Raw genomic sequence first — 25488 nt, forward strand, 5'->3', positions numbered from 1 at the left:
GGCGTATATTACGCTTTTCACCTCAGGAGTCAACCACTATTTCGTGATTTTTTCTCCGGACCGAATCGCTTCAGTCCTTGTCACGCCGCTGCGCATCGCGCTTTGCCGTGTCAGTGGATGCGCATTATAGGGAGTTAATTTTTTCTGGCAAGGGTTTATTTTAAATTAATTACTGACTGGTGAACTTTCACCCCGATCGGTGTATAAACCTGCACAGTGTGTCTGTTTAGTGGTCATTTACCGGTTTTATTCGCGGGGTTAAACACAATAACGACCAATACAGACAGGTTCAGGGAATGCGCAGCGTCTTATTTTGTATGCTGTTCTTTAAATATAACACCGGGTAAAAGCATCGCCGTAAGAGGGAAAACTCATATTTCCCCTGCCGGTATCAGTGAAAGAGCAATAATGGAGTTTCTGTTATGTCCGTTAATCCGTTACGTCAATACCAGGGATATTCACCACAAACCGGTGCAGACGTTATGATCGATCCCTCCAGCGTTGTGACAGGCAATGTCATTATTGGTGATGATGTCAGTATCTGGCCACTGGTTGTGATACGGGGTGATGTAAATAAGATAGCTATCGGTAAACGCAGTAATATTCAGGATGGCAGTGTTTTGCATGTCAGCCACTGTTCCATAAATAATCCGCAAGGTCACCCACTGATAATTGGCGATGATGTTACTGTCGGACATAAAGCTATGCTACATGGCTGCACTATCGGGAATCGGGTACTGGTCGGAATGGGTTCAATTTTGCTGGATGGTGCATATATAGAAGAAGATGTCATGATCGGGGCAGGGAGTCTGGTTCCGCCAGGCAAACGACTGGCAAGCGGCTACCTGTATCTGGGAAGCCCCGTAAAGCAAATTCGTCGTCTGACAGACGACGAAAAGCAGGGGCTGTTGTATTCCGCAGCAAACTACGTTAAATGGAAAAATAACTATCTGTCCGAAGATAACCAGAACCAGCCATAATCATCGTCAGTACCGGCGATTATCCGCGATTCCATATCATCTTCGATGTCCCAGCGATGCTGACGGAACAGTTTAAGTGGCTGACCTTCACCAAATCTATGGCGAAGGTCAGCAGCGGTGATAGCACAGTGAAGCTGCATCCCCTGATATAAAGCAGGAAAACATACGGCCTGTCTGACCTCATCCCACTCTTCACGGTCCGGGAATTGTAATGCCTGATTCATGGCTGTAATGCTTCTTTCACAGCGTCGATCACGGGTTTGATATCGGGCATGACACCGTGCCATAACATAAATGAATGTGCTGCCTGTGCCACCAGCATCCCTATCCCATCAGCACATACCCCCGCCCCTTGCTGTGCCGCAAGGCTCAGAAAAGGAGTATTACCCTGCTGGTAGAACATATCGTAACACTGCGTCGTGCTGCTGAAGACCGTGTCGGGAAGTCGGGGAACTTCGCCCTTTACCCCGCTGGATGTTGCATTAATAATCAGATCATAGCCGTGCTGCAGCGAGTTATGTTCACTGGCAATAATCGTTCCTGCATGACCGTAAGTTTCGACCAGCGTTTCTGCTCTGGAAAGAGTGCGGTTAGTTATAGTTATCCTGCAACCGAATGCAAGCAATGGCAGAATCACGCCCCTCGCCGCCCCGCCAGCGCCCACCAGCAGAATATGCGAGTCGGGAGTAATCATCTGTAATCGTTGCAGGTCGCTAAGCAAACCTATGCCATCGGTATTATCACCCAGCAGTTTTCCATCAGGCAGTTTCTTTAATGTATTAACCGCTTTTGATAATGCGGCACGTTCTGTCAGTTCGTCCGCCATGGCACAGGCTTCCTGCTTGAAAGGTAAAGTGACATTTGCTCCCTTCCCTCCCTCACTGAAAAAGACACTGGCTGTCGATACAAACTGATCAACAGGTGCACATATCCGTCCGTAGCTATGCGGGACTCCTGTCTGTGCGGCAAACAGCTGATGGATAAAAGGCGATTTACTGTGATTAACCGGATTTCCAAAAACAACAAAATCGTCCATGCGTTACCCCTGCCGGATAAGTTCACCGGTAATAACATTCCGGATTTCTGAAGGATTGTCACGCCCGCCGGTCACATCATTTAATACGGGGAAATCCGTACCAAACTGTTCCGCCACTTCCCGGACATTCCGGCAGGGTTCCTGACCGGATAAGTTCGCACTGGTAGAAACCAGTGGTTTACCAAAAGCCAGGCATAGCTGCTGCACACCGGGATGGTCACTGACCCTTACAGCCAGTGAATCAAAACGTCCTCTGAGCCAGCCCGGAGCTGTTGAAGGAACCACAAATGTCACCGGCCCCGGCCAGTGAGAAAACATTCGTTCTCGTTGTTCTGTCGTCAGTCGTTCATCACTTATATAAGGAAACAGTTGTTGATAGTTCGCGGCAATAAGGATCAATCCTTTTTCTGCAGGGCGTTTTTTTAACGCCAGCAAAGCCATTACCGCCTGCTCACTGTCCGGATCACATCCCAGACCGAATACTGCTTCGGTCGGGTAGGCGATAACCTCATTGTTATGTAATTGCTCAACACAATATTGCAAAGAATCTGAAACTGAATCAGTCGACATAATGGACGCTATTTTTCCTGGTTATCTTCGGCGACGGGCTTGCCGCACACTTTACTGGCACAAATTAAACGTACGCCTTTAGCTGTCTTCTTTTCTGTTAACAAAGGAAAATGACATGCAGGGCATTCTCCGGCGACCGGCCGGGTATTCACGACAAACTGGCAATCAGGGTAACGGCTACAGGCGTGGAAATATTTACCGTAACGGGAACGACGCTGAACCAGTTCACCCTGCTGGCACTGTGGACAGGAAATTCCGGTATCATCCGGCTGGTCGATAGTTTCGCTATGTGTGCAGTCCGGGTAATGGCTGCAGCAAATAAACATCCCGTAGCGTCCCTGACGCAGCGCTTTATCTGCGCCGCACTCAGGGCAAGGAATGCCTTCAAGAATTTTAATAACGTGACCATCACTCCGCGGTCCCAGCGGACGGATATAATCACATTCAGGATAAGCCGAACATCCGGTAAAAGGGCCGTGCTTACCAGAACGAATCACTAATTCAGCCCCGCAGACGGGGCAATTTTCCTGATGGTGCACAGCAAACAGTGCTGTTTTAGTCATAATTTCACTACACAGAAGATATTATCAGTGGAGAATACTGTCATTAGCATCGAAAAGTAACTCTTCCATTTGCTGATACGCATCTTCACATCCCGGAATATTAAACAATACCATCAGGACCACCCACTTCAGGTCATCAAGTTCAAATTCCCGGGTATCCAGAGCGGTTACCCGCTCAATAACCATTTCACGGGTTTCAAGATTCAGTACCCGGATCTGCTCCAGGAACAGCAAAAATCCGCGACAGTCTGCATCAAGCTTCTGACACTCTTCAGGTGTATAAATACGCATCGACAGCGGATCGCACGCCATCCGGATAGGCTCGACCAGCCCTTCCTGATAATCAGCCAGTTTCTCCAGCCAGCTCAGGGCATTGGCAATATCGTCCTGCTCAAAGCCCGCGTCAGTAAGATCATCCGTCAGCTTCCCCTGGTCAACCTGCGTGTCAGTCCCGGTATGAATATAAGTCTCAAACAAGTACATAAGTACGTCGAACATGGCATGCCCTCCTTAAACGGACATAGCCGCCGGGTACAGCTGCGATCCATCCTGCTAACTCCAGTTCTAATAACGCAGTGGCGATAACTGGCACAGGTTGGCCGGCACGTTCAGCGACGACGTCAACAGGTGTAACCTCATCATCTACGTTAGCCAACACACCAGCAAATGGCAATGGAACAGTGTCATACTCTGATGAATTTATTTGTTCAACCGCAGAAAACAGCAAAGAATGATAACCGGTTTGTAAATCTTCCAGCACATCATTCGGGTGGGTCACCAGTAACGCCCCCTGCTGGATAAGCCAGTGCGTTCCTTCGCTTTCAGGTTTAGCCAGCGCACCGGGCAAGGCATACAGGTTACGGTTTTGTTCTAACGCATAACGGGCCGTAATTAATGATCCACTTTTCAGCACAGCTTCTGTCACCAGCACCCCCAGGCTCAGGCCACTGATTATCCGGTTACGCCGGGGAAAGTTCCCGGGGTGTGGTGCTGCCGTCAGAGGAAATTCAGAAACTATTGCTCCGCCCTGCAGGATGATGTCACGGCTAAGCTGCCAGTGCTGGCGCGGATAGATATTCATTAACCCGCTGCCCAGCACTGCTACCGTTTTCCCGTCGGAGGCTAAAGCAGCACGATGGGCTATGCTGTCAACTCCCAGTGCGAGTCCGCTGGTCAGTGTCAGCCCGCTCAGAGATAAGGCCCGGGAAAAGCATTCAGTCCAGTGCTGACCGTATCTGGTACATTGCCGGCTGCCAACAATTGCCAGCTGAGGTGAAGAAAGTACTGCCGGATCGCCTTCGACAAACAGACACAACGGCCCTCCTGTTGTCTCTGCCAGTAAATGCGGATATCTGGTATCAGAAAAGCACACCAGATGATGATTTTCAGTATCAAGCCATTTTCGGGTCAGTGTAAGCCCGGTTTCACTGACACTAAAAAACTGCTGGCATTGTTGTGGTGTCAGAAGGAGTGACTGCAGAAAAGCTTCAGTTATTACCGGCTGATCTTCAAGCTGATAAATGACTGCCAGCCTGGCTGTATGCTTCAGGCCCCGGACCGCAGCAAGGCGTAACCATTTCTCTGTTCTATCCATCCGGCGATCCCTCTGACAGACGCTTTATCCCTGCGGCAATACTGTCAATCACCTGATGAAACGTCTACAATATAAGGCAGTCAATTAAAATATCATGAATAAATATCCGGAAATTTATGTCAGTCTTACAGGTATTACATTTCCCTGACGAGCGACTCCGTACAGTTGCTGCGCCAGTAAAAGAAGTAAATAAAGATATTCAGCGCATTGTCGACGACATGTTCGAGACTATGTATGCCGAAGAAGGTATCGGTCTGGCTGCAACTCAGGTCGATATCCATCAGCGCATTATTGTGATTGATGTTTCCGAGAACCGGGAGCAACAGCTGGTACTGATAAACCCTGAATTACTGGAAAAAAGTGGCGAAACCGGAATTGAGGAAGGTTGTCTTTCCATTCCTGAACAACGCGCACTGGTACCCAGGGCTGAACGGGTGAAGATCCGTGCCCTGAACCGTGACGGTGAATCCTACGAGCTGGAAACCGATGGCCTGCTGGCAATCTGCATTCAGCATGAAATGGATCATCTGATGGGTAAATTATTTGTCGATTATCTGTCGCCGCTGAAACGTCAGCGTATCCGTCAGAAACTGGAAAAACTTGCCCGGCAAACGTCCAGGGCGTCCTGAAACCCGCATAAGGGGTGATTGTGTCCGATTCGTTAAAAATCATTTTTGCCGGCACACCTGATTTTGCAGCGCGTCATCTTGACGCGCTGTTTGCATCTGAACATCAGATCGTCGGTGTCTTTACTCAGCCAGACCGCCCTGCCGGCCGCGGTAAAAAGTTAGTTGCCAGCCCGGTGAAAGCCCTGGCGGAATCTCATCAGGTTCCCGTTTTCCAGCCAGCGTCCTTACGTCAGCAGGAAAATCAGCAATTAATCGCCGGCCTGGATGCCGACATCATGGTGGTTGTCGCGTATGGCTTGTTATTACCACAGGCGGTTCTCGATATGCCACGTCTGGGATGTATTAATGTTCACGGTTCATTACTGCCGCGCTGGCGTGGTGCTGCGCCTATCCAGCGTGCACTCTGGGCTGGAGATCAGCATACAGGTATAACCATCATGCAGATGGATATCGGCCTGGATACCGGTGACATGTTACTCAGGCTTAATTGCCCGATAACCCCGCAGGATACCAGTGCTTCGCTGTATGATTCGCTGGCACAACTGGGCCCGCAAGGGATGCTGCAAACCCTGCAACAGCTTGCCAACGGAACTGCTGTCGCGGAAAAGCAGGATGATTCCCTGGCAACCTATGCAAGTAAACTCAGTAAAGAAGAAGCCAGACTGGACTGGAATCTGTCCGCCAAACAGCTGGAAAGGTGTATCCGGGCCTTTAATCCCTGGCCGGTGAGTTACTTTATGGTTGATGAACAACCGGTCAAAGTATGGCTGGCCACGGTACTTCCCCATCAGGACGTACAGCCAGGGACAATCGTACAGTCTGACAAACAGGGTATACAAGTCGCCACTGCAGAAGGTGTACTGCAACTGGAAATCCTGCAGCCCGCGGGTAAAAAAGCGATGCCAGCCAAAGATCTGCTTAACTCACGTCAGGAATGGTTCACTTCTGGTACTGTCCTGGCCTGAGGACACGAAACCTGCCGGCAACGCCGGCCCGTTGAAGATATCTCATGAAAAAAACAACAAACCTGCGCAGTCTGGCAGCACGGCTGATTGAGCAGGTGGTCGATAAAGGCCAGTCACTGGGTACCATATTGCCTGCGGCACAAAAGGGGCTCAGTGATAAAGACAGTGCACTGTTACAGGAAATCTGTTTCGGTATCGCCCGGACGCTGCCACAGTTAGATGCCCTGATTGGTAAGCTAATGGAACGGCCAATGACCGGTAAACAACGGACGATACACTACCTGCTGATGGTCGGTATTTATCAGATGCTGTATACCCGTATCCCGCCCCATGCCATCCTCGCAGAAACCGTTGAAGGTGCTGTGGTTCTCAAAAGACAGAGCCTGAAAGGACTGATAAACGGGGTCTTACGTCAGTTTCAGCGCCGTCAGACAGAACTACTGGAAGAATTAACCGGACAAAGTGTCAATCTGCTGCATCCTTCATGGTTAATTAAACGGCTAAAAACCAGCTGGCCAGCACAATGGCAGCAGATTATCGATGCTAACAATCAGCGCCCGCCGATGTGGCTCAGAGTTAACCGCCAGCATCATTCACGTGATCAATGGCTGAAGTTACTGGCTGCGGAAGGAATGACTGGCTTTAGCGACGATTTATCTGTCGATGGCGTCCGGCTGGAAAAACCCGCAGCAGTACATCAGTTACCCGGATTTTCTGCAGGATGGGTGACGGTACAGGACTTATCAGCACAACGTTGTGCGCAATATCTGGCCCCGCAGGATAACGAAGATATCCTCGATCTGTGTGCAGCCCCGGGCGGTAAGACAACGCATATTCTCGAGATAGCGCCGGATGCCAGGGTTTTGGCTGTCGATGTTGATGAACAACGTTTGAGCCGCGTCACTGAAAATCTTGCACGGCTGCAAATGCAAGCCGAAGTAAAACAGGGGGACGGAAGAACCCCGGCAGACTGGTGCGGTGAACGTCAATTTGACCGTATTTTACTGGATGCCCCCTGCTCTGCTACCGGTGTTATTCGCCGTCACCCGGATATAAAGTGGCTGCGCCGCGACAGTGATATTGATGAGCTGGCGACATTACAGGCGCAAATACTGGACGCTGTATGGCCACACCTGAAAGCCGGCGGAACACTGGTTTATGCAACCTGCTCCGTACTGCCGCAGGAAAACCATTTACAGATAGCTGCCTTTCTGCAACGCCATCCTGAAGCACAGCCTGTTTCACTGCCGGGTGGTGATATTAATGGTTTACAGGTGTTCCCACAGCAGGATGGCGGTGATGGTTTTTTCTACGCTAAACTGATCAAAACCGCATAACCCATAAGAGTGAAACGACGATGAAAATTATTATCCTTGGCGCCGGGCAGGTCGGCGGAACACTGGCAGAAAATCTGGTGGGGGAAAATAACGATATCACTGTTGTGGATACTGACCCGGGAAGACTGCGCCAGCTGCAGGATAAATTCGATTTACGTGTAGTCACTGGCCAGGCATCCCATCCCAGGGTCTTACGGGAGGCAGGGGCTGAAGATGCAGATATGCTGGTTGCCGTAACCAGTTCAGATGAAACCAATATGGTCGCCTGCCAGATAGCGTATTCATTATTTAATACTCCCAACCGGATCGCGCGGATCCGGGCGGCGGAATATCTGCGTGATAATGATAAATTATTTATCCCTGAGGCGATCCCTATTGATCATCTTATTTCTCCTGAGCAATTGGTGATCGATAGCATATACCGCCTGATCCAATATCCGGGCGCACTGCAGGTGGTTAACTTCGCTGAAGGCAAAGTCAGCCTTGCGGTAGTCAAAGCCTATTACGGCGGACCACTGATTGGCAATCCGCTATCAGTGATGCGGGAACATATGCCACATATCGAAAGCCGGGTTGCTGCTATTTTTCGCCAGGATCGGCCTATCCGTCCTCAGGGTTCAACTATCATTGAAGCGGGTGATGAAGTGTTCTTCATTACGGCCAATCAGCATATCCGTGCAGTGATGAGTGAAATGCAGCGGCTGGAAAAACCTTATAAACGGATCATGCTGGTCGGTGGCGGTAATATCGGCTTCGGGCTGGCACAGCAACTGGAAAAACAATACAGCGTTAAGCTGATTGAACGAAATGCTGAACGTGCGGCAGAACTGGCTGAACTGCTGAATGATACTATCGTCTTCTATGGTGATGCATCGGACCAGGAGTTACTCGCAGAAGAACATATCGATCAGATCGATCTGTTTATTGCGGTCACCAATGATGATGAAGCTAATATCATGTCCGCCATGCTGGCTAAAAAAATGGGTGCCAAAAAAGCCATGGTTCTGATCCAGCGACGTGCTTACGTCGACCTGGTGCAGGGAAGCGTCATTGATATTGCGATTTCTCCGCAACAAGCCACTATCTCTGCACTGCTCGGGCATGTCCGGAAAGCAGATATTGTCGGCGTTTCTTCCCTGCGGCGTGGTATTGCTGAAGCCATCGAAGCTATCGCACATGGTGATGAAACTACCTCACGGGTCGTTGGCCGTATGATCAGTGAGATAAAATTGCCACCGGCGACCATTATCGGCGCCGTAGTCCGTGGTGAGGAAGTAATGATAGCGAATGATAATGTCCGTATCGAACAAGGTGACCATGTCATTATGTTCCTGACTGACAAAAAATTTGTGCCTGATGTCGAGAAACTATTCCAGCCGAGTCCGTTTTTTCTCTAACCAGAATATCAGCCAGCAGCCGCCAGCTGCTGGCCGTATCTTCGGGGATGCAGATAACCAGGATACGGATGTGATGTCACCGCAAGGAAGCCCGGCCAGCAACACGTCAGATCATCAAGCTGCGTAAAAGAGTTTTATGGCAAATATGGAAAAATAAGCACTAATTAACTAATATCATAGTTAACGTAAACAGAACTACTTAGTTTTAGATCAGGGGATAATATGAGTTTTTTCAAAGAATTTCGCGATTTTGCCATGCGTGGAAATGTTGTTGACCTTGCTGTCGGTGTCATCATCGGTGCAGCCTTCGGTAAAATTGTCTCTTCACTGGTCGCGAATATTATTATGCCGCCATTGGGGCTGCTGATTGGCGGAGTCGATTTCAGTCAATTCAAGTGGGTACTGAAAGCCGCCGATGGTACGACGCCAGCGGTTGTCATGGGATATGGTGTTTTTCTGCAATCTGTTTTTGATTTTGTGATTGTTGCGTTTGCGATTTTTATCGCGATAAAAATGATGAACAAACTGTATAAAAAAGCAGAACCTGCAGCAAAAGGACCGAGTGCTGAACAAGTCTTGCTGACAGAAATCCGTGATTTATTAAAAGAAAAAAAATAATTACCGGCTAAAAGTAAGCCGTTATATCAATGATATAGCGGCTTTTTTTTATTAAAAAAAAGAGAGTAATGAAAAATATTTTTTTCATTACTCTCTCCGCACTGACGGTTATCCCTGGTTTTACGCCGGTAACTTCCTTTTCCTTTTTTATTGTTCTCTCTTCTCTGCCTGAACAGAGGATCATAAAGCAATGCCTGCAGTGCATTATCAGCAATAACACCTTTGCGATGTCGATAGGTACTCATATCTTTTCCTTTATTCAGTTTTGCCCTTTAAATTCCGGATAATAGTATCGCCATAGTGACGATCATAAAGAAATTCTGTGCTCAGACCTGCCTGATGTAGTTTCAACTCCAGCAGACGCAGCTGTTTATGATATTCAGCGGCCTGATGATCATCAGGATCCAGGTGTTGCAAAAGATCTGCCAGTTCAAGAGCTTCGCGCCTTGCTTCCAGATCAGGAGGCAGATAACCCGAATTCTTTAATAACCGGTAAGCGGTACGTAATTCCTGAGGAATCTGGCTGTCATCATCAAGCTGAAGTGGTTTACCTTCGCCGCTAAGCCCGGAAAGCTCCCCCTTATTCAGTGCTGCCTGAATATGCCGTTCCGCCAGTTGGTCAATCAGCCACATGAAACATCTCCCGTGTCGTCTCTGATATCACAGTTTTGCACTTCACTTTTGTTCAGACAATAAAAAACCCGCCGTAGCGGGTCTTTTAATTTCTGCAAATTACTCTGCAGTTGCTTCTGCCTGAACTTCCGGACGATCAATCAGCTCGATGTATGCCATCGGAGCGTTGTCTCCAGCGCGGAAGCCACACTTCAGAATACGAGTGTAACCACCTGCACGGCTCGCGAAACGCGGGCCCAGTTCATTAAACAGTTTTGCAACGATCTCGTTATCACGAGTACGTGCGAATGCCAGACGACGATTAGCTACGTTGTCGGTCTTGGCAAGAGTAATCAGCGGCTCAACTACACGACGCAGCTCTTTGGCTTTCGGCAGAGTCGTCTTGATGATCTCATGACGAACCAATGAACCAGCCATGTTACGGAACATAGCCTGGCGATGGCTGCTGTTACGGTTCAGTTGACGACCACTCTTACGATGGCGCATGACCTTATCCTTCTCAGTGAAACCTTAACCTGTGATCCGGTTACTCATCAGCAATGCTTGCCGGTGGCCAGTTTTCCAGGCGCATGCCCAGTGACAGTCCACGCGAAGCCAGCACGTCTTTGATCTCGGTAAGAGATTTTTTCCCAAGGTTAGGCGTCTTAAGAAGCTCAACCTCAGTACGTTGTACCAGATCACCGATGTAGTGGATAGCTTCTGCCTTAAGGCAGTTAGCAGAGCGGACAGTCAATTCCAGATCGTCAACAGGGCGCAGCAAGATCGGATCGAATTCTGGTTTCTCTTCTTTAACTTCTGGCTGACGTACATCACGTAAGTCAACAAAAGCGTCCAGTTGTTCTGCCAGGATGGTTGCCGCACGACGAATCGCCTCTTCAGGATCGATTGTGCCGTTGGTTTCCATTTCGATGACCAGCTTGTCCAGGTCGGTACGTTGCTCAACACGAGCTGCTTCAACATTGTAGGCAATACGATCTACAGGGCTGTAGCAAGCATCGACTAATAAACGACCAATCGGGCGCTCATCTTCTTCCGAATGAATTCGGGCAGAAGCCGGCACATAACCACGACCACGCTGAATTTTGATACGCATACTAACAGAAGCGTTTTCATCAGTCAGGTGGCAAATTACATGCTGTGGCTTGACGATTTCGACATCACCATCATGGGTGATATCGGCTGCAGTCACAGGGCCAATGCCAGATTTATTCAGGGTCAGAATGACTTCATCTTTACCCTGAACTCTCACCGCCAGCCCTTTCAGGTTGAGCAGGATTTCCAGGATATCTTCCTGTACTCCCTCTTTGGTGCTGTACTCATGAAGTACACCATCAATTTCAACCTCGGTCACCGCGCAACCCGGCATGGAAGAAAGCAGAATACGGCGCAGTGCATTACCCAGAGTATGGCCAAAGCCACGCTCTAAAGGCTCAAGGGTCACCTTGGCGTGCGTCGAACTCACTTGCTCGATATCTACCAGGCGCGGTTTTAGAAACTCTGTCACAGAACCCTGCATTGTGTCCTCTCTTTGGTACTCAAGCTTTATTTAGAGTAAAGCTCGATGATCAGGTGCTCGTTAATGTCCGCAGACAGATCTGTACGTTCAGGCTGACGCTTGAACACACCTTCCATCTTCGCTGCATCAACTTCAAGCCAGGTTGGCTTTTCACGCTGTTCAGCCAGCTCCAGAGCGGCTTTCACGCGAGATTGCTTTTTGGCTTTCTCACGGATGCTGACAACATCATTCGGAGAAACCTGATAAGAAGCGATGTTAACAACGCGGCCATTTACCATAACAGCTTTATGGCTAACCAGCTGACGTGCTTCAGCACGAGTGGCACCAAAGCCCATACGATAAACTACGTTATCCAGACGGCCTTCCAGCAGAACCAGCAGGTTTTCACCTGTGTTGCCTTTCAGACGAGCTGCTTCTTTATAATAGTTACGGAATTGACGCTCCAGAACACCGTAGATACGACGAACTTTCTGCTTCTCACGTAACTGACCGCCGTAATCAGACAGACGCGGTTTACGCGCACCATGCTGACCAGGGGCTTGTTCAATCTTACACTTGGTATCGATCGCGCGAACACCAGACTTAAGGAATAAGTCAGTGCCCTCACGACGGCTCAGCTTGAGCTTAGGACCCAAATATCTTGCCATTTTCTTTCTCCAACTTACCTAAAAAACGGGGCGTTATACGCGACGTTTTTTCGGCGGACGACAACCGTTGTGAGGGATCGGAGTCACATCAGTAATATTAGTGATGCGGAAACCAGCGGCGTTCAGAGCACGAATAGTTGATTCGCGACCCGGACCCGGACCCTTAACCATAACTTCCAGATTCTTAATACCGTAATCTTTCACAGCTTCTGCGCAGCGCTCTGCAGCAACCTGAGCAGCGAACGGCGTAGATTTACGAGAACCACGGAAACCGGAACCACCGGCAGTTGCCCAACCCAGTGCGTTACCCTGACGATCAGTAATGGTAACGATGGTGTTGTTAAAAGACGCATGGACATGAGCCACGCCATCTGAGACTTGTTTTCTTACACGCTTACGTGCACGAACTGGTGCCTTTGCCATTATTTACCCACCCCGATTATTTCTTGATCGGTTTGCGCGGACCCTTACGGGTACGTGCATTGGTCTTGGTACGCTGACCGCGAACCGGAAGACCACGACGATGACGCAAACCACGGTAGCAACCAAGGTCCATAAGACGCTTGATGCTCAGGGTAACTTCACGACGCAGATCACCTTCAACAACGAATTTGCCAACTGCTTCACGCAGTTGTTCAATCTGTTCTTCAGACAGCTCACTGATCTTAACATCTTCAGCAATACCCGTAGAGGCACAAATCGCCTTAGAACGGGTTTTACCGATACCGAAGATCGCAGTTAATGCGATAACGGTGTGTTTATGATCAGGAATGTTAATGCCTGCTATACGGGCCACTATGCACTCCTATTACTTATTAACTGCGTTCCATTCCGAAAAGCCCGTTTTCAGGATACTCAAATGGGAACGCATTAACATACAAAAGATTGGCTGGCTAATCTAGCCAGCTCAACCCGACTTTGCAAGAAAAATATGCGAAAAAATCAGCCCTGGCGCTGTTTATGCTTAGGCTCGGCACTGCAAATCACACGTACAACACCGTCGCGACGGATGATTTTGCAGTTACGACATAATTTCTTGACGGAAGCACGAACTTTCATTTTTACTCTCCGTAACTTCTCAAGCTCCTGAATTAACGGCCTTGGCCTTTCAGGTTTGCTTTCTTCAATGCAGACTCATACTGACTCGACATCATCAGAGTTTGCACTTGAGCCATAAAGTCCATGATGACGACAACTACAATCAGCAGTGAAGTACCGCCGAAGTAGAAGGGGACATTCATCGCCTCACGCATGAACTCCGGGATCAGACAGATAAAAGTAATATACAAAGCGCCAACCAGAGTTAAACGCGTCATTACCTTATCGATATACCTGGCCGTTTGCTCTCCCGGACGAATTCCCGGTACGAATGCACCAGACTTCTTCAGGTTATCTGCTGTTTCACGTGGGTTGAAAACCAACGCCGTGTAGAAGAAACAGAAGAAGATGATTGCAGTCGCATAGAGTAGCACATAAAGCGGCTGACCTGGCTGTAAATACATCGAAATAGTTGTCAGCCAGTTCCAACCGGTACCGCCCCCGAACCAGGACGCAATTGTCGCCGGAAACAGGATGATGCTGGAAGCAAAAATAGCCGGAATAACGCCTGCCATATTTACTTTCAACGGTAAATGTGTGCTCTGTGCAGCGTATACACGACGACCTTGTTGACGTTTAGCGTAGTTTACCACAATGCGGCGTTGACCACGTTCAACGAAAATAACAAAGAAAGTCACTGCAAATACAAGAACTGCAACCAACAGCAACAGGAGGAAGTTCAGGTCACCTTGCCGCGCTTGCTCGATAGTGTGGCCTACGGCCTGCGGTAAACCCGCAACAATACCGGCAAAAATAATGATCGAAATACCGTTACCGATACCTCGTTCAGTAATCTGCTCACCCAGCCACATCAGGAACATTGTCCCGGTCACCAGGCTCACAACAGCAGTAAAGTAGAATGCAAAGCCCGGATTCATCACCAGGCCTTGCATACCAGGCATATTCGGCAGACCGGTGGCAATGCCCACGGCCTGGAATATTGCCAACACTAACGTACCGTAGCGGGTATACTGGCTTATCTTACGACGTCCAGCCTCCCCTTCTTTCTTTATTTCCGCTAACGCCGGATGAACCACCGTCAGCAGCTGGATAATAATCGATGCCGAAATATACGGCATAATACCCAGAGCAAAGATCGAAGCACGGCTCAGAGCACCACCAGAGAACATGTTAAACATTTCAATGATGGTGCCACGCTGTTGTTCAAGCAGTTTGGCAAGGACTGTGGCATCAATACCAGGGATTGGAATAAAAGAGCCAATACGGAAGACAATCAGTGCACCTATTACAAACAGAAGTCTGCGCTTTAGTTCACCGATACCGCCCTTGGCACTTTGAAAATCTAATCCTGGTTGTTTAGCCATCAGCTCACTTATTCCTCAATTTTACCGCCAGCAGCTTCGATTGCGGCACGAGCACCTTTGGTGACACGCAGACCACGAACCGTTACCGGAGCAGAAACTTCGCCAGACAGGATAACTTTCGCGAATTCAATCTGAATTCCGATAATGTTAGCTGCTTTCAGCGTGTTCAGGTCAACAATACCGCCTTCTACTTTCGCCAGGTCAGACAGACGAACTTCGGCTGTAACCATTGCTTTGCGAGAAGTAAAGCCAAATTTTGGCAGACGACGGTATAAAGGCATCTGGCCACCCTCGAAACCGCGACGTACGCCACCACCAGAACGTGAGTTCTGACCTTTGTGACCACGACCACCGGTTTTTCCGAGACCGGAACCAATACCACGACCCAAACGTTTGGAAGCGTGCTTAGACCCTTCGGCCGGAGACAGAGTATTTAAACGCATCTCTTACTCCTCCACTTTAACCATGTAGGAAACCGCGTTAACCATACCGCGAACCGCAGGAGTATCCTCACGTTCTACAGTATGACCAATGCGACGCAGACCCAGGCCAAGCAGTGTTGCCTTATGTTTAGGCAGACGACCGATTGCACTACGGGTTTGAGTAATCTTAATAGTCTTTGCCATGATAATTACCCCAGAATTTCTTCGACGGTTTTACCACGCTTAGCAGCGACCATCTCAGGAGAATTCATATTGCTCAGGCCATCAATAGTTGCACGAACCACGTTGATCGGGTTAGTAGAACCATAGGTTTTAGCCAGAACGTTATGAATCCCGGCGACTTCCAGAACCGCACGCATTGCACCACCGGCAATGATACCCGTACCTTCTGAAGCCGGCTGCATGAATACGCGAGAACCTGTGTGAACACCTTTAACCGGGTGTTGCAGGGTACCGTTATTCAGCGCGACATTTACCATGTTGCGACGGGCTTTTTCCATCGCTTTCTGGATAGCTGCTGGAACTTCACGCGCTTTACCGTAACCAAAACCAACGCGACCATTACCATCACCAACAACAGTCAGAGCTGTGAAGGAGAAGATACGACCACCTTTAACGGTTTTAGATACACGGTTAACCGCGATCAGTTTTTCCTGCAGTTCGCCAGCTTGTTTCTCGATGTGTGACATCTTAGACCTCTACCTTAGAACTGAAGGCCAGCTTCACGGGCAGCATCTGCCAGTGCCTGGACACGACCATGATATTGGAAACCAGAACGGTCGAAAGAAACGGTAGTGATACCTTTCTCGACAGCACGTTCAGCGATAGCTTTACCAACAGCAATGGCAGCATCTTTGTTTCCAGTGTACTTCAGTTGTTCAGTGATAGCTTTTTCTACAGTAGAAGCAGCAACCAGAACTTCGGAACCGTTCGGAGCGATTACCTGTGCGTAAATATGACGCGGGGTACGATGTACCACCAGGCGAGTAGCACCCAGCTCTTTGAGCTTGCGACGTGCACGGGTCGCACGACGGATACGAGCAGATTTCTTATCCATAGTGTTACCTTACTTCTTCTTAGCCTCTTTGGTACGCACGACTTCGTCGGCGTAACGGACACCCTTGCCTTTATAAGGCTCAGGACGACGGTAGGCGCGCAAGTCAGCTGCTACCTGGCCGATCACCTGCTTATCAGCGCCTTTCAGCACGATTTCAGTCTGAATCGGACATTCAGCAGTGATTCCTGCAGGCAGCTGATGTTCCACAGGGTGAGAAAAGCCCAGGGACAGGTTAACTGCATTGCCTTTAACAGCCGCACGATAACCAACACCAACCAGCTGCAGCTTCTTGGTGAAGCCTTCGGTAACACCGATAACCATTGAGTTCAGCAATGCACGAGCAGTACCTGCCTGTGCCCAGCCGTCAGCAAAGCCTTCGCGTGGCGCGAAAGTCAGTGCGTTGTCAGCCTGCTTAACTTCAACCGCTTTATTGATAGTACGAGCCAGCTCGCCGTTTTTACCTTTGATCGAAATTTCCTGACCGTTGAGTTTTACCTCTACGCCCGCAGGAATAACGACAGGTGCTTTAGCAACACGAGACATTCTATCCTCCGATTACGCTACGTAGCAGATAATTTCGCCGCCAAGACCAGCCTGGCGCGCTGCACGATCAGTCATAACACCTTTTGAAGTAGAAACAACTGCGATACCCATCCCTGCCATGATTTTTGGCAGTTCGTCTTTGCCTTTATAAATGCGCAGACCTGGACGGCTTACTCGCTGAATGCTTTCTACTACTGCCTTGCCCTGGAAATACTTAAGAGTTAATTCCAGTTCAGGCTTAGCGTCGCCTTCGATTTTAAATTCTTCAATGTAACCTTCTTCCTTCAGCACGTTGGCAATTGCCACTTTCAGCTTGGAGGAAGGCATGGTGACCGCAACTTTGTTCGCGGCCTGACCGTTACGGATACGGGTCAGCATATCCGCGATCGGATCTTGCATGCTCATCAGTCTTTACTCCCGTGATTCAATTGGTGACAATTACCAGCTAGCCTTTTTCAAGCCAGGTACTTCACCGCGCATAGCGGCTTCACGTAACTTGATGCGGCTCAACCCGAACTTACCTACATAGCCATGTGGACGGCCAGTTTGGCGGCAGCGGTTACGCTGACGGGACGGGCTGGAATCACGCGGCAGAGCCTGAAGCTTAAGAACAGCATTCCAACGATCTTCGTCAGAAGCGTTCACATCAGAGATGATCGCTTTCAGTTCAGTGCGTTTCGCGAAGAACTTGTCTGCTAGTTTTACACGCTTAACTTCGCGTGCTTTCATAGATTGCTTAGCCATGAATTTACCCTACCTTACTTGCGGAATGGGAAGTCAAAGGCTGCCAGCAGAGCACGGCCTTCATCATCAGATTTCGCAGTAGTGGTAATGGTAATATCCAAACCACGGACGCGATCGACTTTATCGTAGTCGATTTCTGGGAAGATGATCTGCTCACGGACACCCATGCTGTAGTTACCACGACCGTCGAAAGACTTCGCAGATAAACCACGGAAGTCACGGATACGAGGTACAGCAATGATGATCAGGCGCTCAAGAAACTCCCACATACGTTCGCCACGCAGGGTAACTTTACAGCCGATCGGATAGCCCTGACGGATTTTGAAGCCTGCAACTGATTTGCGTGCTTTGGTGACCAGCGGTTTTTGACCGGAGATTGCTGCCAGGTCTGCTGCTGCATTATCCAGCAGTTTCTTGTCAGCGATCGCTTCACCCACACCCATGTTCAGGGTAATCTTCTCGACCCGAGGGACTTGCATGACTGAATTGTAGTTAAACTCAGTCATGAGTTTCTTAACTACTTCGTCTTTGTAGTAATCATGCAGTTTCGCCATCGTACTACTCCAAATTACTTGATAGTTTCGCTGTTAGACTTGAAGAAACGGACTTTTTTACCGTCTTCGAATCTAAAGCCTACACGGTCAGCCTTGCCGGATGCCGCATTGAAAATTGCAACGTTAGAAACCTGAATTGCAGCTTCTTTTTCAACGATGCCACCTGGCTGGTTCAGGGCCGGAACCGGCTTCTGATGTTTCTTAACCAGGTTGATACCTTCAATGATGACTTTGCCGGAAGACAAAACATTTTTTACTTTACCGCGTTTACCTTTATCTTTGCCGGTAAGCACGATAACTTCGTCGTTAAGACGGATTTTCGCTGCCATGATTCGCTCCTTAGAGTACTTCAGGTGCCAGAGAGATAATTTTCATGAACTTTTCAGTACGAAGTTCACGAGTTACCGGCCCAAAAATACGCGTTCCGACGGGTTGCTCGCTGTTATTGTTTAAAATAACGCATGCATTACCATCGAAGCGAATGACAGAACCGTCAGGGCGACGAACACCCTTCCTGGTGCGCACCACTACCGCCTTCAGGACGTCACCTTTCTTAACTTTACCACGAGGAATTGCTTCCTTGATGGTAACTTTAATAATGTCGCCAACGCCTGCGTAGCGACGGTGCGAGCCACCCAGAACCTTGATACACATTACGCGACGTGCACCGGAGTTGTCGGCGACGTTCAGCATAGTCTGTTCTTGGATCATTTTAGTGCTCCGCTAATGTCAACTACTACTTCGGGACCTAACTTTCAGGTCGATTAAAAGCCCCATTATCGAGGGCGCGGCATTATAACACCGGTTCTCGTAGATGGGTAGAAAAAATGAACGACTCAGACGAGTCGTTCATCTATTTTTCACAGAAAAGAGATTCTATTACAGAACCGCTTTTTCCACAACGCGTACAAGCGTCCAGGACTTAGTCTTGGACAGTGGACGGCATTCGCGGATAATTACCACGTCACCAGTGCCACATTCATTGTTCTCGTCATGGATGTGCAGCTTAGTCGTACGCTTAATGAATTTACCGTAAATCGGGTGTTTCACGAAACGTTCGATAGCGACAACCGCAGATTTCTGCATTTTGTCACTAACAACACGACCTTGCAGAGTACGGATTTTATCGGTCATTACGCACCCGCCTTCTCAGTCAGTAAAGTCTTAACGCGTGCAACATCACGGCGAACTTGCTTCAGCAGATGGGTCTGCTGCAGCTGTCCGGATGCTGCCTGCATGCGCAGGTTAAACTGCTCACGCAGCAGGTTAAGCAGCTCAGTGTTCAGCTCTTCAACACTTTTTTCACGCAGCTCAGTTGCTTTCATTACATCACCGTCTTAGTTACAAAGGTGGTTTTGATAGGCAGTTTTGCTGCTGCCAGCTTGAATGCCTCACGGGCCAGCTCTTCTGATACACCGTCCATTTCATACAGGACTTTACCAGGCTGGATCAGGGCAACCCAATACTCTACGTTACCCTTACCTTTACCCATACGAACTTCAAGCGGCTTCTCAGTAATTGGTTTGTCCGGGAATACACGGATCCAAATTTTACCTTGACGCTTAACTGCACGGGTCATAGCACGACGTGCTGCTTCGATCTGACGGGCAGTCAGACGACCACGGCCAACAGCTTTCAGACCGAAAGTACCGAAGCTAATATCCGTACCAGCAGCCAGACCGCGGTTACGGCCTTTATGCACTTTACGGAATTTTGTACGCTTTGGTTGTAACATCAGCGACTCTCCTTACTTACGGCCTTTACGCTGCTGCTTTTTAGGTTGCGCAGCCGGTTTTTCCGGTTGTTCAACAGCAGCCATACCACCCAGGATCTCACCTTTGAAGATCCATACCTTAACGCCGATTACACCATAAGTGGTGTGCGCTTCAGAGGTGTTGTAATCGATATCCGCACGCAGTGTGTGCAACGGAACACGACCTTCACGGTACCATTCGGTACGCGCGATTTCAGCACCGCCAAGACGGCCGCTTACTTCAACTTTGATACCTTTAGCGCCCAGACGCATTGCGTTCTGTACAGCACGCTTCATCGCACGACGGAACATAACGCGACGTTCCAGCTGTGAAGTGATGCTGTCAGCAACCAATTTAGCGTCCAGTTCCGGTTTACGGACTTCGGCGATATTGATTTGCGCAGGAACGCCAGCGATTTTCGCGACGACGTTACGCAGTTTTTCTACGTCTTCACCTTTCTTACCGATAACGATACCAGGGCGAGCAGTGTGAATAGTCACACGGATGCTTTTAGCCGGACGCTCGATAACGATACGAGATACAGACGCTTTTGCCAGTTCTTTGTTCAGGAACTGACGTACTTTAAAATCGCTGTCCAGGTTGTCAGCGAATTCGTTGGTATTTGCGAACCAGGTAGAGTTCCAGGGTTTTACAATACCCAGACGAATACCATTAGGATGTACTTTCTGACCCATTGCTAGTCTCCAGAGTCTCAGCGATCGGACACAACCACAGTAATGTGGCTGGTGCGCTTCAGGATGCGATCTGCACGACCTTTAGCACGCGGCATAATACGCTTCATGCTAGGGCCTTCGTCGACGAAAATTTTCGCGACTTTCAGATCGTCGATGTCAGCGCCATCGTTGTGTTCGGCGTTAGCAATGGCAGATTCCAGGACTTTCTTAACCAGTAAGGCTGCTTTCTTATTGGTATAGGTCAGGATATCCAGAGCCTGCGACACTTTCTTACCGCGTACAAGATCCGCAACCAGGCGAACCTTCTGAGCAGAAGAACGAGCATGGCGATGTTTAGCGATAGTTTCCATCTCTTCCTCCTACCTTATTTCTTCTTGGCTTTTTTATCAGCCGCGTGACCGCGATAAGTACGAGTCGGCGCAAATTCACCCAGCTTGTGACCGACCATTTCGTCGGAAACAAAGACAGGTACATGCTGACGACCATTATGGACAGCGATGGTCAAACCGATCATGTTTGGAAAGATCGTTGAACGACGGGACCAGGTGCGCAGGGGCTTCTTGTCACCGCTTTCCACCGCTTTCTCTACCTTCTTCAGCAAGTGCAGGTCAATAAAAGGACCTTTCTTGAGAGAACGTGGCATGGTTTATCCTCTAAAATTATTTGCTACGGCGACGTACGATGAATTTATCAGTACGCTTGTTGCTGCGGGTCTTCTTACCTTTGGTCTGAACGCCCCACGGAGTTACCGGGTGCTTACCAAAGTTACGACCTTCACCACCACCGTGCGGGTGATCGACTGGGTTCATCGCAGTACCGCGAACGGTAGGACGAACACCACGCCAGCGAGTTGCACCTGCTTTACCCAGAACGCGCAGCATATGCTCAGCGTTACCGACTTCGCCCAGTGTTGCGCGGCAGTCAGCTTCGACTTTACGCATTTCACCTGAACGCAGACGCAGGGTGACGTAGGAACCATCACGTGCAACGATCTGCACGTAAGTACCAGCAGAGCGAGCAATCTGACCGCCTTTGCCTGGTTTCATTTCTACGTTATGTACAGTTGAACCTACCGGGATGTTACGCATCGGCAGGGTGTTACCTGCTTTAATCGCAGCATCAACGCCAGACTGAATCTGGTCGCCAGCTTTTAAACCTTTTGGAGCCAGGATATAACGGCGTTCACCATCTTTGTACAGAACCAGTGCAATATTTGCAGAGCGGTTCGGATCGTACTCAAGACGTTCAACGATAGCCGGGATACCATCTTTGTTGCGTTTGAAGTCAACAATACGGTAAGCCTGCTTATGACCACCACCGATATGACGGGTAGTGATACGACCGTTATTATTACGGCCACCGCTTTTGCTGTTTTTTTCCAGCAGCGGAGCAAAAGGTTTGCCCTTGTGCAGCTCAGGGTTCACCACTTTAACTACGTGGCGACGACCCGGAGATGTCGGTTTACATTTAACAATTGCCATTGTTTCTCTCCTCCGACTTACTCTGCGCCGCCGACGAAGTCCAGATTCTGGCCTTCTTTCAGGGTGACGTAAGCTTTTTTCCAGTCGCTACGACGACCAACACGCTGTCCGTGACGCTTAACTTTCCCTTTAACAACCAGGGTGTTTACGTCTTTAACTTCAACTTCGAACAGCTTTTCTACGGCAGCAACGATCTCTGCTTTGGTCGCATCTTTTGCAACTTTGAGAACGATGGTATTTGTTTTTTCCATCGCAGCAGATGCTTTTTCAGAAACGTGCGGCGCGCGCACGACTTTCAGCAGACGTTCTTCACGGATCATGCCAGCATCTCCTCAACTTGCTTAACTGCATCAGCAGTCATAACGACTTTGTCGAAGGCGATCAGGCTAACTGGGTCAATGCCCGCTGCATCACGTACGTCAACCTTGAACAGGTTACGTGCAGCCAGGAACAGATTTTCATCCAGTTCACCGGTGATGATCAGCACATCTTCCAGAGCCATGTCTTTCAGTTTCTGAGCCAGCAGCTTAGTTTTAGGCGCTTCTACAGAGAACTGTTCAACAACGATCAAACGTTCCTGACGTACCAGTTCAGACAGAATGCTTTTCAGCGCTCCGCGGTACATCTTTTTGTTAACTTTTTGACTGTGGTCCTGAGGCCGTGCAGCAAAAGTCACACCACCTGAACGCCAGATTGGGCTCTTCGCAGAACCTGCACGAGCGCGGCCGGTGCCTTTCTGGCGCCATGGTTTTTTACCAGAGCCAGTGACTTCTGCGCGAGTTTTCTGCGCACGGCTACCCTGACGGGCGCCTGCTGCATAAGCAACAACAACCTGGTGAACCAGCGCTTCGTTGAAATCACGACCGAAGGTAGTTTCGGAAACAGTCAGCGCGCTCTGCGCGTCTTTCAATACTAATTCCATTGCTATCCCCTTACGCCTTCACAGCTGGTTTAACAATCAGGTCGCTTCCGGTAGCACCGGGAACTGCACCTTTAACCAGCAGCAGGTTGCGCTCGGCATCAACGCGAACGACTTCCAGGCTCTGAACGGTTACACGTTCGTTACCCAGGTGACCTGCCATTTTCTTGCCTTTAAACACTTTGCCCGGAGTCTGGTTCTGACCGATAGAACCCGGTACGCGGTGTGACAAGGAGTTACCGTGGGTAGCGTCCTGGGTACGGAAGTTCCAGCGCTTAACGGTACCTGCGAAACCTTTACCTTTAGAGGTGCCAGTTACGTCTACTTTTTTAACTTCAGCGAAGATATCAACACTGATGCTCTGGCCAACGGTATATTCTTCACCTTCGGTGCGGAATTCCCACAGACCACGGCCAGCTTCTACGCCAGCTTTAGCAAAATGACCTGCTTCAGGTTTAGCTACACGGCTTGCTTTTTTAGCACCGGTAGTCACCTGAATAGCCTGGTAACCATCGTTCTCCAGGCCTTTGACCTGAGTAACGCGGTTTGCTTCAACTTCGATTACGGTTACAGGGATAGAAACGCCATCTTCAGTGAAGATACGGGTCATTCCCACTTTCTTACCGACTAATCCAATCATTGTATCAACCTCTTAATCGCTCGAAACCTGATTAGCCCAGGCTGATCTGCACATCAACACCGGCAGCCAGATCCAGACGCATCAGAGCATCAACGGTCTTTTCAGTTGGCTCAACGATGTCAACCAGACGTTTGTGAGTGCGAATTTCGTACTGATCGCGCGCATCTTTGTTAACGTGCGGAGAAATCAGAACGGTAAAGCGCTCTTTACGAGTCGGCAGCGGGATTGGACCACGGACCTGCGCACCAGTGCGCTTGGCAGTCTCAACGATTTCCGCGGTTGATTGATCGATCAGACGATGATCAAACGCTTTAAGACGGATACGGATTCTTTGGTTCTGCATGAGACCAGAGCTCCAAACATTTTATAAACAAAAATAATTACTCCTCACACCCATTACGATTGATGGGGGAGTGTAATCGTTCAGCATATAACTCCCCAATCGGGAGTATTGTCAGGCAACACAAATCGCGTGCCTGCGATTCTGCTCGAATCGCGCTGCTAATTTCAGCAAGCCCGCGCATTATACGTATATTCTGGCGATTAGCAAGGGGTGATGCGTTTCTGAACAGTATAAATGCGAATTTAGCTGCGCTTATAGATTATCAGCCGTAATTTTCATCACTAACATCAGAAGCCCCCTGCAGAACAGATTAATCGGGTTATCGCCCCTCCGTGCTTGTCAGACAGAATTATGGAATGATGCATCACCGGCCTGAGATTATGTTACTGCTGTTCGCTTTTTTATTCGGGACTATCGCTGGCAGCTTTTGCGGGCTGGTCAGCGATCGCTACCGGCCATGGATGTCATTTCGCCGGCAATGCCGCATAATCTGCAGCCCGTACTCTGAGTGCGCTGTCTGTCACCACCGGCTTCGCTGGTTTGAACTGTTACCGGTGATCAGCTTTCTGGTATTACGGAGCCGCTGCCGCTATTGCCGTCATCCCCTGCCGCCCCGCTTGCTGCTGTTCGAGGCCGGCGGCGGGATAGCCGGTATTATTGCCGGTCTTGCACTGCCGGATATTCTCCCATGGTTCGCTACTGTTATCTTCAGTGCGTTGCTGTCCATCCTTGCTGACATTGACAGACGCTACCTGCTGCTCCCCGATAGTCTGGTCTTTACAGTGCTATGCAGTGGATTACTGTTTGCTGCCTGTTTTCCGGCCCTGTCTCTCGACGCAAGGATAGCCGGCATCTGTGCCGGTTATAGCTCCCTGCTGATCATCAATTATCTCTATCGTTACTGGCGGAATACAGAGGGTATTGGCGGCGGAGATATGAAACTGCTGGCAGCTCTCGGTGCGTGGTGTGGCTGGCAGGCGTTAGCGGGCATCATTGTGGTTGCTACCCTGCTGGCTCTGTCCACCCTGTGCTGTCAGGGGAGACTCAGGGTCAGTCTGCAGAAAAATACCCCGCTGCCTCTGGGTTTTTATCTGGCAATTGCGGGATGGGGATGGTTTATTGTCAGCGCAGCCTTTAACTATTCGCCTGTGCTTTAATTTGTATCCGGAGATCATTCTGTATCCCTGCCCTGCTGATCACATGCGGGCATGCTGTACTGATTCATTACAGCCGGTTTATTGCCACGTAGTTTATATATTCCGGCTAAATAACAGAAATGAAAAAGGGCGCCGAAGCGCCCTTTCTGACTGATGAAGCTAAACTATCAACAATTAAGCGATAACTTTAGCAACAACACCAGCACCTACAGTACGACCACCTTCACGGATTGCGAAACGCAGACCGTCA

At 49.3% G+C, this 25488-nt stretch carries 43 protein-coding genes and 1 pseudogene; 7 read left to right on the forward strand and 37 right to left on the reverse strand.

Annotated features, from left to right (window positions below):
* The first annotated feature begins 422 nt into the window (after window positions 1-422).
* The gene (locus tag JK216_RS16285) at window positions 423-980 is read left to right on the forward strand and encodes a gamma carbonic anhydrase family protein (protein WP_212709494.1); all 558 of its coding nucleotides are present in this window, start codon (window positions 423-425) and stop codon (window positions 978-980) included.
* On the opposite strand, the gene JK216_RS16290 is transcribed toward JK216_RS16285, so the two are convergent.
* The 6 genes from JK216_RS16290 to dprA are packed head-to-tail and all read right to left on the reverse strand — an operon-like array spanning window position 947 to window position 4743.
* Complete coding sequence (locus JK216_RS16290; protein ID WP_212709493.1) at window positions 947-1204, reverse strand: DUF1488 domain-containing protein; 258 nt, start codon at window positions 1202-1204, stop codon at window positions 947-949. The two genes, JK216_RS16285 and JK216_RS16290, sit on opposite strands and share 34 nt — an antisense overlap.
* Entirely contained in the window at window positions 1201-2016 is an 816-nt protein-coding gene (gene aroE, locus JK216_RS16295) for a shikimate dehydrogenase (RefSeq protein WP_212709492.1), read from the reverse strand. The genes JK216_RS16290 and aroE overlap by 4 nt, the downstream gene beginning before the upstream one ends.
* Before the next feature lie 3 nt (window positions 2017-2019).
* Window positions 2020-2586: an L-threonylcarbamoyladenylate synthase type 1 TsaC gene (tsaC, locus tag JK216_RS16300; protein WP_212709491.1), complete on the reverse strand. Its 567-nt coding sequence runs from the start codon at window positions 2584-2586 to the stop codon at window positions 2020-2022.
* 8 nt (window positions 2587-2594) lie between these two features.
* Complete coding sequence (locus JK216_RS16305) at window positions 2595-3149, reverse strand: type I DNA topoisomerase (protein WP_212709490.1); 555 nt, start codon at window positions 3147-3149, stop codon at window positions 2595-2597.
* Between the two features lie 24 nt (window positions 3150-3173).
* Window positions 3174-3647 carry a DUF494 family protein Smg gene (smg, locus tag JK216_RS16310; protein ID WP_212710963.1) on the reverse strand — a complete coding sequence of 158 codons (474 nt, stop codon included), beginning with the start codon at window positions 3645-3647 and terminating at the stop codon, window positions 3174-3176.
* On the reverse strand, window positions 3619-4743 hold the full coding sequence (gene dprA, locus JK216_RS16315; RefSeq protein ID WP_212709488.1) for a DNA-protecting protein DprA: 1125 nt from the start codon (window positions 4741-4743) through the stop codon (window positions 3619-3621). Before dprA ends, smg begins: the two co-directional genes overlap by 29 nt.
* 116 nt (window positions 4744-4859) lie before the next feature.
* On the opposite strand from dprA, the gene def reads away from it, so the two are divergent.
* The 5 genes from def to mscL all read left to right on the forward strand — a co-directional run bounded on the left by def (window position 4860) and on the right by mscL (window position 9689).
* A complete protein-coding gene (def, locus tag JK216_RS16320) occupies window positions 4860-5372 on the forward strand; it encodes a peptide deformylase (protein ID WP_212709487.1) in 513 nt (170 codons plus the stop codon).
* A 20-nt stretch (window positions 5373-5392) separates the two neighbouring features.
* Complete coding sequence (gene fmt / locus JK216_RS16325) at window positions 5393-6337, forward strand: methionyl-tRNA formyltransferase (protein ID WP_212709486.1); 945 nt, start codon at window positions 5393-5395, stop codon at window positions 6335-6337.
* A 44-nt stretch (window positions 6338-6381) separates the two neighbouring features.
* Complete coding sequence (gene rsmB, locus JK216_RS16330) at window positions 6382-7674, forward strand: 16S rRNA (cytosine(967)-C(5))-methyltransferase RsmB (RefSeq protein WP_212710962.1); 1293 nt, start codon at window positions 6382-6384, stop codon at window positions 7672-7674.
* A 20-nt stretch (window positions 7675-7694) separates the two neighbouring features.
* A complete protein-coding gene (trkA, locus tag JK216_RS16335) occupies window positions 7695-9071 on the forward strand; it encodes a Trk system potassium transporter TrkA (protein ID WP_212710961.1) in 1377 nt (458 codons plus the stop codon).
* Between the two features lie 222 nt (window positions 9072-9293).
* Window positions 9294-9689 carry a large-conductance mechanosensitive channel protein MscL gene (mscL, locus tag JK216_RS16340; protein WP_212709483.1) on the forward strand — a complete coding sequence of 132 codons (396 nt, stop codon included), beginning with the start codon at window positions 9294-9296 and terminating at the stop codon, window positions 9687-9689.
* 26 nt (window positions 9690-9715) lie between these two features.
* On the opposite strand, the gene JK216_RS16345 is transcribed toward mscL, so the two are convergent.
* The 30 genes from JK216_RS16345 to rpsJ all read right to left on the reverse strand — a co-directional run bounded on the left by JK216_RS16345 (window position 9716) and on the right by rpsJ (window position 24081).
* A complete protein-coding gene (locus tag JK216_RS16345) occupies window positions 9716-9934 on the reverse strand; it encodes a ribosome alternative rescue factor ArfA (RefSeq protein WP_212709482.1) in 219 nt (72 codons plus the stop codon).
* A gap of 10 nt (window positions 9935-9944) precedes the next feature.
* Window positions 9945-10322 carry a DnaJ family domain-containing protein gene (locus JK216_RS16350; RefSeq protein ID WP_212712121.1) on the reverse strand — a complete coding sequence of 126 codons (378 nt, stop codon included), beginning with the start codon at window positions 10320-10322 and terminating at the stop codon, window positions 9945-9947.
* 99 nt (window positions 10323-10421) lie between these two features.
* Window positions 10422-10808, reverse strand: coding sequence for a 50S ribosomal protein L17 (gene rplQ, locus JK216_RS16355; RefSeq protein WP_038016637.1), 387 nt, complete (start codon window positions 10806-10808; stop codon window positions 10422-10424).
* A 40-nt stretch (window positions 10809-10848) separates the two neighbouring features.
* Window positions 10849-11838: a DNA-directed RNA polymerase subunit alpha gene (gene rpoA / locus JK216_RS16360; RefSeq protein ID WP_038016634.1), complete on the reverse strand. Its 990-nt coding sequence runs from the start codon at window positions 11836-11838 to the stop codon at window positions 10849-10851.
* 26 nt (window positions 11839-11864) lie between these two features.
* On the reverse strand, window positions 11865-12485 hold the full coding sequence (gene rpsD / locus JK216_RS16365; RefSeq protein WP_212709480.1) for a 30S ribosomal protein S4: 621 nt from the start codon (window positions 12483-12485) through the stop codon (window positions 11865-11867).
* A 33-nt stretch (window positions 12486-12518) separates the two neighbouring features.
* Window positions 12519-12908, reverse strand: a complete 390-nt coding sequence (gene rpsK / locus JK216_RS16370; RefSeq protein WP_004160563.1) for a 30S ribosomal protein S11 — start codon at window positions 12906-12908, stop codon at window positions 12519-12521.
* Between the two features lie 16 nt (window positions 12909-12924).
* On the reverse strand, window positions 12925-13281 hold the full coding sequence (rpsM, locus tag JK216_RS16375) for a 30S ribosomal protein S13 (RefSeq protein WP_038016625.1): 357 nt from the start codon (window positions 13279-13281) through the stop codon (window positions 12925-12927).
* A 146-nt stretch (window positions 13282-13427) separates the two neighbouring features.
* Window positions 13428-13544 (reverse strand): 50S ribosomal protein L36, encoded by a 117-nt coding sequence (gene rpmJ / locus JK216_RS16380; protein ID WP_004160566.1) that lies wholly within the window; start codon window positions 13542-13544, stop codon window positions 13428-13430.
* A 32-nt stretch (window positions 13545-13576) separates the two neighbouring features.
* Window positions 13577-14908 (reverse strand): preprotein translocase subunit SecY, encoded by a 1332-nt coding sequence (gene secY / locus JK216_RS16385; protein ID WP_212709479.1) that lies wholly within the window; start codon window positions 14906-14908, stop codon window positions 13577-13579.
* Between the two features lie 8 nt (window positions 14909-14916).
* The gene (gene rplO, locus JK216_RS16390) at window positions 14917-15351 is read right to left on the reverse strand and encodes a 50S ribosomal protein L15 (protein ID WP_212709478.1); all 435 of its coding nucleotides are present in this window, start codon (window positions 15349-15351) and stop codon (window positions 14917-14919) included.
* Window positions 15352-15354: 3 nt separating this feature from the next.
* On the reverse strand, window positions 15355-15534 hold the full coding sequence (gene rpmD / locus JK216_RS16395) for a 50S ribosomal protein L30 (protein ID WP_004846568.1): 180 nt from the start codon (window positions 15532-15534) through the stop codon (window positions 15355-15357).
* A 5-nt stretch (window positions 15535-15539) separates the two neighbouring features.
* Window positions 15540-16040, reverse strand: a complete 501-nt coding sequence (gene rpsE, locus JK216_RS16400) for a 30S ribosomal protein S5 (RefSeq protein ID WP_025902035.1) — start codon at window positions 16038-16040, stop codon at window positions 15540-15542.
* Window positions 16041-16054: 14 nt separating this feature from the next.
* Window positions 16055-16408 (reverse strand): 50S ribosomal protein L18, encoded by a 354-nt coding sequence (gene rplR / locus JK216_RS16405; RefSeq protein WP_038016613.1) that lies wholly within the window; start codon window positions 16406-16408, stop codon window positions 16055-16057.
* A gap of 9 nt (window positions 16409-16417) precedes the next feature.
* Window positions 16418-16951: a 50S ribosomal protein L6 gene (rplF, locus tag JK216_RS16410; RefSeq protein ID WP_212709477.1), complete on the reverse strand. Its 534-nt coding sequence runs from the start codon at window positions 16949-16951 to the stop codon at window positions 16418-16420.
* Between the two features lie 12 nt (window positions 16952-16963).
* Window positions 16964-17356, reverse strand: a complete 393-nt coding sequence (gene rpsH / locus JK216_RS16415; RefSeq protein WP_212709476.1) for a 30S ribosomal protein S8 — start codon at window positions 17354-17356, stop codon at window positions 16964-16966.
* A gap of 33 nt (window positions 17357-17389) precedes the next feature.
* Window positions 17390-17695: a 30S ribosomal protein S14 gene (gene rpsN / locus JK216_RS16420; RefSeq protein ID WP_025902039.1), complete on the reverse strand. Its 306-nt coding sequence runs from the start codon at window positions 17693-17695 to the stop codon at window positions 17390-17392.
* 14 nt (window positions 17696-17709) lie between these two features.
* A complete protein-coding gene (gene rplE / locus JK216_RS16425; protein WP_038016606.1) occupies window positions 17710-18249 on the reverse strand; it encodes a 50S ribosomal protein L5 in 540 nt (179 codons plus the stop codon).
* Window positions 18250-18263: 14 nt separating this feature from the next.
* Window positions 18264-18578 (reverse strand): 50S ribosomal protein L24, encoded by a 315-nt coding sequence (gene rplX, locus JK216_RS16430; protein WP_212709475.1) that lies wholly within the window; start codon window positions 18576-18578, stop codon window positions 18264-18266.
* Between the two features lie 10 nt (window positions 18579-18588).
* A complete protein-coding gene (gene rplN, locus JK216_RS16435; protein ID WP_025902042.1) occupies window positions 18589-18960 on the reverse strand; it encodes a 50S ribosomal protein L14 in 372 nt (123 codons plus the stop codon).
* Between the two features lie 168 nt (window positions 18961-19128).
* Window positions 19129-19383 (reverse strand): 30S ribosomal protein S17, encoded by a 255-nt coding sequence (rpsQ, locus tag JK216_RS16440; RefSeq protein ID WP_038016601.1) that lies wholly within the window; start codon window positions 19381-19383, stop codon window positions 19129-19131.
* The gene (gene rpmC, locus JK216_RS16445) at window positions 19383-19574 is read right to left on the reverse strand and encodes a 50S ribosomal protein L29 (RefSeq protein WP_025902044.1); all 192 of its coding nucleotides are present in this window, start codon (window positions 19572-19574) and stop codon (window positions 19383-19385) included. Before rpmC ends, rpsQ begins: the two co-directional genes overlap by 1 nt.
* A complete protein-coding gene (rplP, locus tag JK216_RS16450) occupies window positions 19574-19984 on the reverse strand; it encodes a 50S ribosomal protein L16 (protein WP_025902045.1) in 411 nt (136 codons plus the stop codon). Before rplP ends, rpmC begins: the two co-directional genes overlap by 1 nt.
* A 12-nt stretch (window positions 19985-19996) precedes the next feature.
* Window positions 19997-20698 carry a 30S ribosomal protein S3 gene (gene rpsC, locus JK216_RS16455; RefSeq protein WP_038016598.1) on the reverse strand — a complete coding sequence of 234 codons (702 nt, stop codon included), beginning with the start codon at window positions 20696-20698 and terminating at the stop codon, window positions 19997-19999.
* 17 nt (window positions 20699-20715) lie between these two features.
* Window positions 20716-21048: a 50S ribosomal protein L22 gene (gene rplV, locus JK216_RS16460; protein ID WP_038016596.1), complete on the reverse strand. Its 333-nt coding sequence runs from the start codon at window positions 21046-21048 to the stop codon at window positions 20716-20718.
* Between the two features lie 14 nt (window positions 21049-21062).
* Window positions 21063-21341 carry a 30S ribosomal protein S19 gene (gene rpsS, locus JK216_RS16465; RefSeq protein ID WP_001138115.1) on the reverse strand — a complete coding sequence of 93 codons (279 nt, stop codon included), beginning with the start codon at window positions 21339-21341 and terminating at the stop codon, window positions 21063-21065.
* Window positions 21342-21357: 16 nt separating this feature from the next.
* Complete coding sequence (rplB, locus tag JK216_RS16470; RefSeq protein ID WP_212709474.1) at window positions 21358-22179, reverse strand: 50S ribosomal protein L2; 822 nt, start codon at window positions 22177-22179, stop codon at window positions 21358-21360.
* Between the two features lie 17 nt (window positions 22180-22196).
* Window positions 22197-22499, reverse strand: coding sequence for a 50S ribosomal protein L23 (gene rplW / locus JK216_RS16475; RefSeq protein ID WP_087486829.1), 303 nt, complete (start codon window positions 22497-22499; stop codon window positions 22197-22199).
* On the reverse strand, window positions 22496-23101 hold the full coding sequence (rplD, locus tag JK216_RS16480) for a 50S ribosomal protein L4 (protein WP_212709473.1): 606 nt from the start codon (window positions 23099-23101) through the stop codon (window positions 22496-22498). The genes rplW and rplD overlap by 4 nt, the downstream gene beginning before the upstream one ends.
* Before the next feature lie 10 nt (window positions 23102-23111).
* On the reverse strand, window positions 23112-23738 hold the full coding sequence (rplC, locus tag JK216_RS16485; protein WP_212709472.1) for a 50S ribosomal protein L3: 627 nt from the start codon (window positions 23736-23738) through the stop codon (window positions 23112-23114).
* Window positions 23739-23769: 31 nt separating this feature from the next.
* Window positions 23770-24081 (reverse strand): 30S ribosomal protein S10, encoded by a 312-nt coding sequence (rpsJ, locus tag JK216_RS16490; RefSeq protein WP_001181005.1) that lies wholly within the window; start codon window positions 24079-24081, stop codon window positions 23770-23772.
* 356 nt (window positions 24082-24437) lie between these two features.
* Between rpsJ and JK216_RS16495 the strand changes: the two genes are divergently transcribed.
* On the forward strand, window positions 24438-25238 hold the full coding sequence (locus tag JK216_RS16495; RefSeq protein WP_212712122.1) for an A24 family peptidase: 801 nt from the start codon (window positions 24438-24440) through the stop codon (window positions 25236-25238).
* A gap of 174 nt (window positions 25239-25412) precedes the next feature.
* Here JK216_RS16495 and JK216_RS16500 read toward each other — a convergent pair.
* Window positions 25413-25488 (reverse strand): annotated as a pseudogene (locus JK216_RS16500) (elongation factor Tu); the annotation flags it as partial.

The organism is Tatumella sp. JGM94, assembly GCF_018257595.1.
Lineage (GTDB): Bacteria > Pseudomonadota > Gammaproteobacteria > Enterobacterales > Enterobacteriaceae > Tatumella > Tatumella punctata.

Coding starts and splice junctions, on each gene's coding strand:
- def (WP_212709487.1), top strand. CDS start 4,860: ATGTCAGTCTTACAGGTATTACATTTCCCTGACGAGCGACTCCGTACA.
- mscL (WP_212709483.1), top strand. CDS start 9,294: ATGAGTTTTTTCAAAGAATTTCGCGATTTTGCCATGCGTGGAAATGTT.
- rpsH (WP_212709476.1), bottom strand. CDS start 17,356: ATGAGCATGCAAGATCCGATCGCGGATATGCTGACCCGTATCCGTAAC.
- rplD (WP_212709473.1), bottom strand. CDS start 23,101: ATGGAATTAGTATTGAAAGACGCGCAGAGCGCGCTGACTGTTTCCGAA.
- rplW (WP_087486829.1), bottom strand. CDS start 22,499: ATGATCCGTGAAGAACGTCTGCTGAAAGTCGTGCGCGCGCCGCACGTT.
- JK216_RS16305 (WP_212709490.1), bottom strand. CDS start 3,149: ATGACTAAAACAGCACTGTTTGCTGTGCACCATCAGGAAAATTGCCCC.
- JK216_RS16350 (WP_212712121.1), bottom strand. CDS start 10,322: ATGTGGCTGATTGACCAACTGGCGGAACGGCATATTCAGGCAGCACTG.
- aroE (WP_212709492.1), bottom strand. CDS start 2,016: ATGGACGATTTTGTTGTTTTTGGAAATCCGGTTAATCACAGTAAATCG.
- JK216_RS16290 (WP_212709493.1), bottom strand. CDS start 1,204: ATGAATCAGGCATTACAATTCCCGGACCGTGAAGAGTGGGATGAGGTC.
- rplR (WP_038016613.1), bottom strand. CDS start 16,408: ATGGATAAGAAATCTGCTCGTATCCGTCGTGCGACCCGTGCACGTCGC.
- rplB (WP_212709474.1), bottom strand. CDS start 22,179: ATGGCAATTGTTAAATGTAAACCGACATCTCCGGGTCGTCGCCACGTA.
- rpsC (WP_038016598.1), bottom strand. CDS start 20,698: ATGGGTCAGAAAGTACATCCTAATGGTATTCGTCTGGGTATTGTAAAA.
- rpsK (WP_004160563.1), bottom strand. CDS start 12,908: ATGGCAAAGGCACCAGTTCGTGCACGTAAGCGTGTAAGAAAACAAGTC.
- rpsN (WP_025902039.1), bottom strand. CDS start 17,695: ATGGCTAAGCAATCTATGAAAGCACGCGAAGTTAAGCGTGTAAAACTA.
- tsaC (WP_212709491.1), bottom strand. CDS start 2,586: ATGTCGACTGATTCAGTTTCAGATTCTTTGCAATATTGTGTTGAGCAA.
- rplC (WP_212709472.1), bottom strand. CDS start 23,738: ATGATTGGATTAGTCGGTAAGAAAGTGGGAATGACCCGTATCTTCACT.
- trkA (WP_212710961.1), top strand. CDS start 7,695: ATGAAAATTATTATCCTTGGCGCCGGGCAGGTCGGCGGAACACTGGCA.
- smg (WP_212710963.1), bottom strand. CDS start 3,647: ATGTTCGACGTACTTATGTACTTGTTTGAGACTTATATTCATACCGGG.
- rpsJ (WP_001181005.1), bottom strand. CDS start 24,081: ATGCAGAACCAAAGAATCCGTATCCGTCTTAAAGCGTTTGATCATCGT.
- rplX (WP_212709475.1), bottom strand. CDS start 18,578: ATGGCAGCGAAAATCCGTCTTAACGACGAAGTTATCGTGCTTACCGGC.
- dprA (WP_212709488.1), bottom strand. CDS start 4,743: ATGGATAGAACAGAGAAATGGTTACGCCTTGCTGCGGTCCGGGGCCTG.
- rpoA (WP_038016634.1), bottom strand. CDS start 11,838: ATGCAGGGTTCTGTGACAGAGTTTCTAAAACCGCGCCTGGTAGATATC.
- rplE (WP_038016606.1), bottom strand. CDS start 18,249: ATGGCGAAACTGCATGATTACTACAAAGACGAAGTAGTTAAGAAACTC.
- rplN (WP_025902042.1), bottom strand. CDS start 18,960: ATGATCCAAGAACAGACTATGCTGAACGTCGCCGACAACTCCGGTGCA.
- rpsQ (WP_038016601.1), bottom strand. CDS start 19,383: ATGACCGATAAAATCCGTACTCTGCAAGGTCGTGTTGTTAGTGACAAA.
- secY (WP_212709479.1), bottom strand. CDS start 14,908: ATGGCTAAACAACCAGGATTAGATTTTCAAAGTGCCAAGGGCGGTATC.
- JK216_RS16345 (WP_212709482.1), bottom strand. CDS start 9,934: ATGAGTACCTATCGACATCGCAAAGGTGTTATTGCTGATAATGCACTG.
- rpmJ (WP_004160566.1), bottom strand. CDS start 13,544: ATGAAAGTTCGTGCTTCCGTCAAGAAATTATGTCGTAACTGCAAAATC.
- rplV (WP_038016596.1), bottom strand. CDS start 21,048: ATGGAAACTATCGCTAAACATCGCCATGCTCGTTCTTCTGCTCAGAAG.
- rplP (WP_025902045.1), bottom strand. CDS start 19,984: ATGTTACAACCAAAGCGTACAAAATTCCGTAAAGTGCATAAAGGCCGT.
- rpsS (WP_001138115.1), bottom strand. CDS start 21,341: ATGCCACGTTCTCTCAAGAAAGGTCCTTTTATTGACCTGCACTTGCTG.
- rpsD (WP_212709480.1), bottom strand. CDS start 12,485: ATGGCAAGATATTTGGGTCCTAAGCTCAAGCTGAGCCGTCGTGAGGGC.
- rsmB (WP_212710962.1), top strand. CDS start 6,382: ATGAAAAAAACAACAAACCTGCGCAGTCTGGCAGCACGGCTGATTGAG.
- rplO (WP_212709478.1), bottom strand. CDS start 15,351: ATGCGTTTAAATACTCTGTCTCCGGCCGAAGGGTCTAAGCACGCTTCC.
- JK216_RS16495 (WP_212712122.1), top strand. CDS start 24,438: ATGATGCATCACCGGCCTGAGATTATGTTACTGCTGTTCGCTTTTTTA.
- rpsE (WP_025902035.1), bottom strand. CDS start 16,040: ATGTCACACATCGAGAAACAAGCTGGCGAACTGCAGGAAAAACTGATC.
- rpmC (WP_025902044.1), bottom strand. CDS start 19,574: ATGAAAGCAACTGAGCTGCGTGAAAAAAGTGTTGAAGAGCTGAACACT.
- rplF (WP_212709477.1), bottom strand. CDS start 16,951: ATGTCTCGTGTTGCTAAAGCACCTGTCGTTATTCCTGCGGGCGTAGAG.
- rplQ (WP_038016637.1), bottom strand. CDS start 10,808: ATGCGCCATCGTAAGAGTGGTCGTCAACTGAACCGTAACAGCAGCCAT.
- JK216_RS16285 (WP_212709494.1), top strand. CDS start 423: ATGTCCGTTAATCCGTTACGTCAATACCAGGGATATTCACCACAAACC.
- rpmD (WP_004846568.1), bottom strand. CDS start 15,534: ATGGCAAAGACTATTAAGATTACTCAAACCCGTAGTGCAATCGGTCGT.